The organism is Streptomyces sp. NPDC006510 (assembly GCF_040611955.1).
Lineage (GTDB): Bacteria > Actinomycetota > Actinomycetes > Streptomycetales > Streptomycetaceae > Streptomyces.
The window spans coordinates 1-4,741 of record NZ_JBEXPH010000347.1 but is presented as its reverse complement, the minus strand read 5'-3'; the positions used below and the strand labels follow the sequence as shown (position 1 = coordinate 4,741).

The 4,741-nt window shown below is 73.9% G+C and carries 4 protein-coding genes and 1 pseudogene; 4 read left to right on the top strand and 1 reads right to left on the bottom strand.

Annotated features, from left to right (window positions below; translation table 11 throughout):
• From ABZY11_RS42900 to ABZY11_RS42885, 4 genes are all read left to right on the top strand, one after another.
• Positions 1–1,631, top strand: a 1,631-nt coding sequence (locus tag ABZY11_RS42900) for a hypothetical protein (RefSeq protein ID WP_356484372.1), incomplete at its 5' end; no start/stop codon positions are given.
• Positions 1,632–1,707: 76 nt separating this feature from the next.
• A complete protein-coding gene (locus ABZY11_RS42895) occupies positions 1,708–2,613 on the top strand; it encodes a metal-dependent hydrolase (protein WP_356484371.1) in 906 nt (301 codons plus the stop codon).
• Positions 2,614–2,615: 2 nt separating this feature from the next.
• Positions 2,616–3,695 carry a PDR/VanB family oxidoreductase gene (locus ABZY11_RS42890; RefSeq protein WP_356484370.1) on the top strand — a complete coding sequence of 360 codons (1,080 nt, stop codon included), beginning with the start codon at positions 2,616–2,618 and terminating at the stop codon, positions 3,693–3,695.
• 70 nt (positions 3,696–3,765) lie between these two features.
• Positions 3,766–4,488: a TetR/AcrR family transcriptional regulator gene (locus ABZY11_RS42885; RefSeq protein WP_356484369.1), complete on the top strand. Its 723-nt coding sequence runs from the start codon at positions 3,766–3,768 to the stop codon at positions 4,486–4,488.
• Positions 4,489–4,528: 40 nt separating this feature from the next.
• Here the strand turns inward: ABZY11_RS42885 and ABZY11_RS42880 are convergent.
• Positions 4,529–4,741: pseudogene (locus ABZY11_RS42880) on the bottom strand (regulator); the annotation flags it as partial.

The following is a 4,741-nucleotide window of genomic DNA, read 5'->3' as shown; positions in this document are numbered from 1 at the left end:
GTCCGCGCCGCGGGTCCGGCCGCGCCCGGCTGCCGTCGCTCCTCCCGCTCGTGTGGGGGCTGCGGCTGTTCCCGCACTCGGGCGGATCGGACGGACTCGCCCTGGAGAACGCCCTGTCGGCGCTCTCCGGTCCCGGCCGCGCCGCCCATGCCCTGCGCGGCCTGGAGGGACTGACCGACGCGGAGGTACGGCGGGTGCTCGCGGATGCCGGGGTCGCGGACCCGCATGCGGCGCTCGTGGAGGCGGAGGGCGTTCCGGCGCCGTACGCGCTCCTCGGCTCACCGGAGTTCGACCCCTGTTCGCTCCAGGCCCGGCCGCCGGATCTGCTGCGCCGCCGGCAGCACGCGAAGGCGGCGCTGGCGGCCGTCGCGGCACTGCTGGTGTGCGGGGCGCTGCTGGGGCCGCCGGGCGACGGCTGGGGGCGCGGCGCTCCGCCCGCATCGTCGTACGTCCATGACGCGGTCGTGCAACAGGCCCTGGATCCGGGCAGGTTGAGCCGGGTGTCCGCGACGTTCTGGCAGCGCTCGCCACGTACCGACTTTACTTCCTGGCCCACCCGCGGCAACCGCACCGGGGACACCCGGCTGCTGCGCCGGGCGCTCGCCGTCTGGGCGGACCCGGGCGGCGAGGTGCGTATCTCGGCGACCCCGGACACCCCCGTCGGGCCTCCGATGGGTGCGCCGCAGCTGCTGTACGCGGGCGAGGTGGACCGGGTGACGGTGGTGCTGCTCCACGACGGGCTGCGCGTCGTGCGGTACGCGGAGCCCCGTGACGGCGGTCGGGACGAGGGCGTCGCGGTCGACTTCGCCCGGGTCGACGGTGCGGACCTGGCGTCGGCCGCCGCCCTGATCGTGGCGCGTACCGGCGACCGGATCCGCTACCTCACCGCGCCCTGGGTGACCGCGGTGTCGGTGCGGGACCTGCTGGCGCCGGACGGCGCCCCGCGGCCGCTGCCCCGCCGCCCCGACGGGGTGACCGCCGCTCTGACCAGCCCGGCGACGGTCCGCGACTGCCGTGCCTGGCAGGCGATCGAGATCCGCGACGGCTCGGCGGCCCGGCTGCTGGCGGACCTCGGCGAGCTGACCCCGGCCCGGCTCACCTCGGGCCCGCCGTCCGCACCGCACGATGTCGCCGGACGGGCGGAGCGGGACAGTTGGGCGCGGACCGCCTGTCTGCTGCCCGCGGTGCGTTCGCACGGGGTGCGGTCGGTGAACTCCTGGCAGTACGCCGAGCAGTCGCTGCCCGAGGGCAATGGCTCCGCGCGCTGGCTCTGCACCAGGGCGGAGACCTGGCGGGGTACCGGAAGCCGGGTCCTCGCCCAGTTCCAGGCCCCGTCGGCACCGGCCGCCGCGACCGGCGGCCCGCCCGGGGCGGTCGCGGCCACGGCGGAGGACTCCCCGGCCTGCGGGACGCGCGATCCCCGGGTGCTGGCCGGGGTGCTGTGGAAGTCGCAGGGCGGCCGCTGGTACGTACTGGCGGCGGGCAGTGAGCAGTTCGCCTCGCTGACCGCGTCGGGCGGAGTGGAAGGGCGCTCCGACGGCCGGCTGCTCGCCGTGCCGGCCAGGGCGGGCGACCGCGCACGGCTGAACGGGACGCTGGTGGACGGCAGTCGGGCGGGTGCGCTGCGCTGACGCCCCGTCCTGCCGGGCGTCAGGAATCCGCCGCACACCTCTGTTCCCGCGGGCTACCTCTCAGTAAATTGACGATATGTCTAACACGCAGCCAGTGCCGGTCGCGTCGGAGCGGACGCCACTCAAGGCCCGTAAGGTCTCGTTCGCCTGGGAGAAGACTCCTCTGCACTGGGTGCCGGGCGACCCGTTCACCACGCACACCATCAATGTGCTCCACCTCTTGCTGCCTGCCGGGGAACGCTGGTTCATCCACGTGTACCGGCAGGTGCTGCCGTACATCCACGACGAGCAACTGCGCCAGGACGTCATCGGCTTCATCGGCCAGGAGGCCGTGCACTCCCAGGCGCACGACGACGTCCTGCCCCGTCTGAAGGAGCTCGGTCTCGACCCGACGCCGTACACCGCGCAGGTCGACTGGTTCTTCGGGAAACTGCTCGGCGACCGGACGCTGCCACCGGGCAGGGCACGCAAGTGGTGGCTGATGGAACGGGTGGCGCTGATCGCGGCGATCGAGCACTACACCGCCTTCCTCGGCGACTGGGTGCTGAACGCCGACGAACTGGACCGGTGCGGCGCCGATCCGATGATGCTGGACCTGCTGCGCTGGCACGGCGCGGAGGAGGTCGAGCACCGCTCGGTCGCATTCGAGGTCTTCATGCATGTCGACGGCGGCTACCCGCGACGGGCACGCACCTGGGCCACGGCGTTCAGCGCGCTGGTCTTCCTCTGGCAGCGCGGCGTCCGCTTCTTCATGGAGAACGACCCGAGCCTGCTGAACGGCAAGGGGTCGTTCAAGGAGTTCTACCTCGGCGGCAGGCGCGGCACCCTGCCCGCGACCGGTGATCTGCTGCGTTCGGTCCCCCGCTATCTGAGCCGCGGCTACCACCCCTCGCAGGAGGGCAGTACGGCCCAGGCCATCGACTATCTCGCCCAGTCGCCCGCGGCCACGGCCGCCGAGGCCCGTATGACGGGAACCAGCTGACCATGCCGCTCCCCCTGCCCCGCCTGCGCACCGTGGTCCTGGTCGCCGGCGCCGCACTGCTGGCCAAGCGCGCCCTGCACCGCCGCATCCAGAATTCCCCGCTGTGGCCGCTGCCCGCCCTGGAGGAACCGGTCTCCGGCCACTCCGAGCGGCGCACCACGGCCACCCGCCGGCTGCTGATCACCGAGCGGACCACCCCGGCCGAGGGCGTCGTCCAACTCCGGCTGGAGGGCTCCGCCCTGCCCGCCTGGCGGCCCGGCGCGCACCTCGACCTCCTCCTGCCCTCCGGACTGGTCCGCCAGTACTCGCTGTGCGGGGACCCGGCCGACCCCGACACGTACACCATCGCGACGCGGCTGGTCGAGGACGGCCGCGGCGGCTCCCGCGAGGTCCACGAGCGGCTCCAGGAGGGCGAGGAGGTGGAGATCCACGACCCGCGCAACCGCTTCCCGCTCGCCGACGCCCCCGCGTACCTGTTCGTCGCGGGCGGCATCGGCATCACCCCGATCCTGCCGATGCTGCGGTCCGTCGCCGCCTCGGGCGCCGACTGGCGGCTGCTGTACGGCGGTCGGACCCGCGCCTCGATGCCGTTCCTGGACGAGATCGAGAAGCTGGGCGCCGAGGGCCGCCGGGTGACGGTCGTCCCCGAGGACGAGGCGGGCCACCCGGACGCCGCCGCGGCCCTGGCGGACACGGCGGAGGGCACGGCCGTCTACTGCTGCGGCCCCGGCCCCCTGATGGACGCGGTCACCGCCGCCCTCCCGCCCGGCCGCACCCTCCATCTGGAACGCTTCACGGCGGCCGCGTCGTCGGCCGACTCCGGCCCCTTCGAGGTCGAACTGCGCCGCTCCGGCCGCACGGTCCGGGTGGCGGCCGGCCAGTCGGTGCTGGCCGCGGTGCGCGACGAGCTGCCGTACGTCTCGTACTCCTGCGAGCAAGGCTTCTGCGGTACGTGCCAACAGCGCGTCCTGGCGGGCGAGATCGACCACCGCGACGAACTCCTGACGGAATCCGAACGGGACGACTCGATGCTGATCTGTGTGTCGCGGTGCCGGGGCGAACGGCTGGTGCTGGACCTCTAGCAGCGGAAGGAACGAGACCGGGGCCGCCCGCCGCCCCTCTCCCGGCACCCCACTCGGTACGCTGTCCACCATGACGACCGGGGTGCGGCGCAGGATGGGCGTCGAGGAGCGCAGACAGCAATTGATCGGTGTCGCGCTGGAGTTGTTCAGTCACCGCGCCCCGGACGAGGTGTCGATCGACGAGATCGCGGCCGCGGCGGGGATCTCGCGGCCGTTGGTCTACCACTACTTCCCGGGGAAGCAGAGCCTGTACGAGGCGGCGCTGCGGCGGGCCGCCGACGAGCTGGCGGCCCGGTTCGTGGAACCGCGTGAAGGGCCGCTGGGGACCCGGCTGCTGAGGGTGATGCGGCGGTTCTTCGACTTCGTCGACGAGCACGGTCCGGGGTTCTCGGCGCTGATGCGGGGCGGGCCCGCGGCAGGGTCCTCGACTGCGAACGCGATGATCGACGGGGTGCGGCAGGCCGCCTGCGAGCAGATCCTGTCCCATCTGGGGGTCGAGGATCCCCCGGCACGGCTGGAGCTGGTCGTGCGTTCATGGGTGTCGCTGGCCGAGTCGACGGCGCTGATCTGGCTGGACGGGCGGCGGATCCCGCGCGAGGAGCTGGAGTTGCAGCTGGTGCACGACTTCGCGGCGCTGGCCGCGGTGAGTGCCGCGTACAGCACGGAGATGGCGGGCATCGTGCTGCGGGTACTCGGGCAGGAGCCGGCGGACGGACCGTTCGGGGAGCTGCTGGAACGGCTCTCCGCACTGGCGCCCGCCGTGCCGGCCGTACCCGCGCAGCGGCTGCCGTAGCCGGCGGCCGCACGGACCGAAAGGCCCTCCGGGACGGCTCTCAGCCGAGCAGTTCCCCCTGGAGCGCGGCCGCCAGGCCCACCTCCGCGTTGTCCGCCCGGCCCTGCTCGAAGGCGCGCTGGTAGGCGGCGTCGCCGACGGCCGCGCGGGCCTGGCGTTCGCACGCCTCGCGCAGCGGGCCCAGTTCCGGGGTGCCGCGTTGCGGCTGGCCGACCATGCGCCAGTACACCTGTCCGGTGCCGTAGACCCGGGC

Excerpts from the sequence above, each read along its gene's own strand:
- ABZY11_RS42890 (WP_356484370.1), top strand. The coding sequence starts at position 2,616 with ATGCCGCTCCCCCTGCCCCGCCTGCGCACCGTGGTCCTGGTCGCCGGC.
- ABZY11_RS42895 (WP_356484371.1), top strand. The coding sequence starts at position 1,708 with ATGTCTAACACGCAGCCAGTGCCGGTCGCGTCGGAGCGGACGCCACTC.
- ABZY11_RS42885 (WP_356484369.1), top strand. The coding sequence starts at position 3,766 with ATGACGACCGGGGTGCGGCGCAGGATGGGCGTCGAGGAGCGCAGACAG.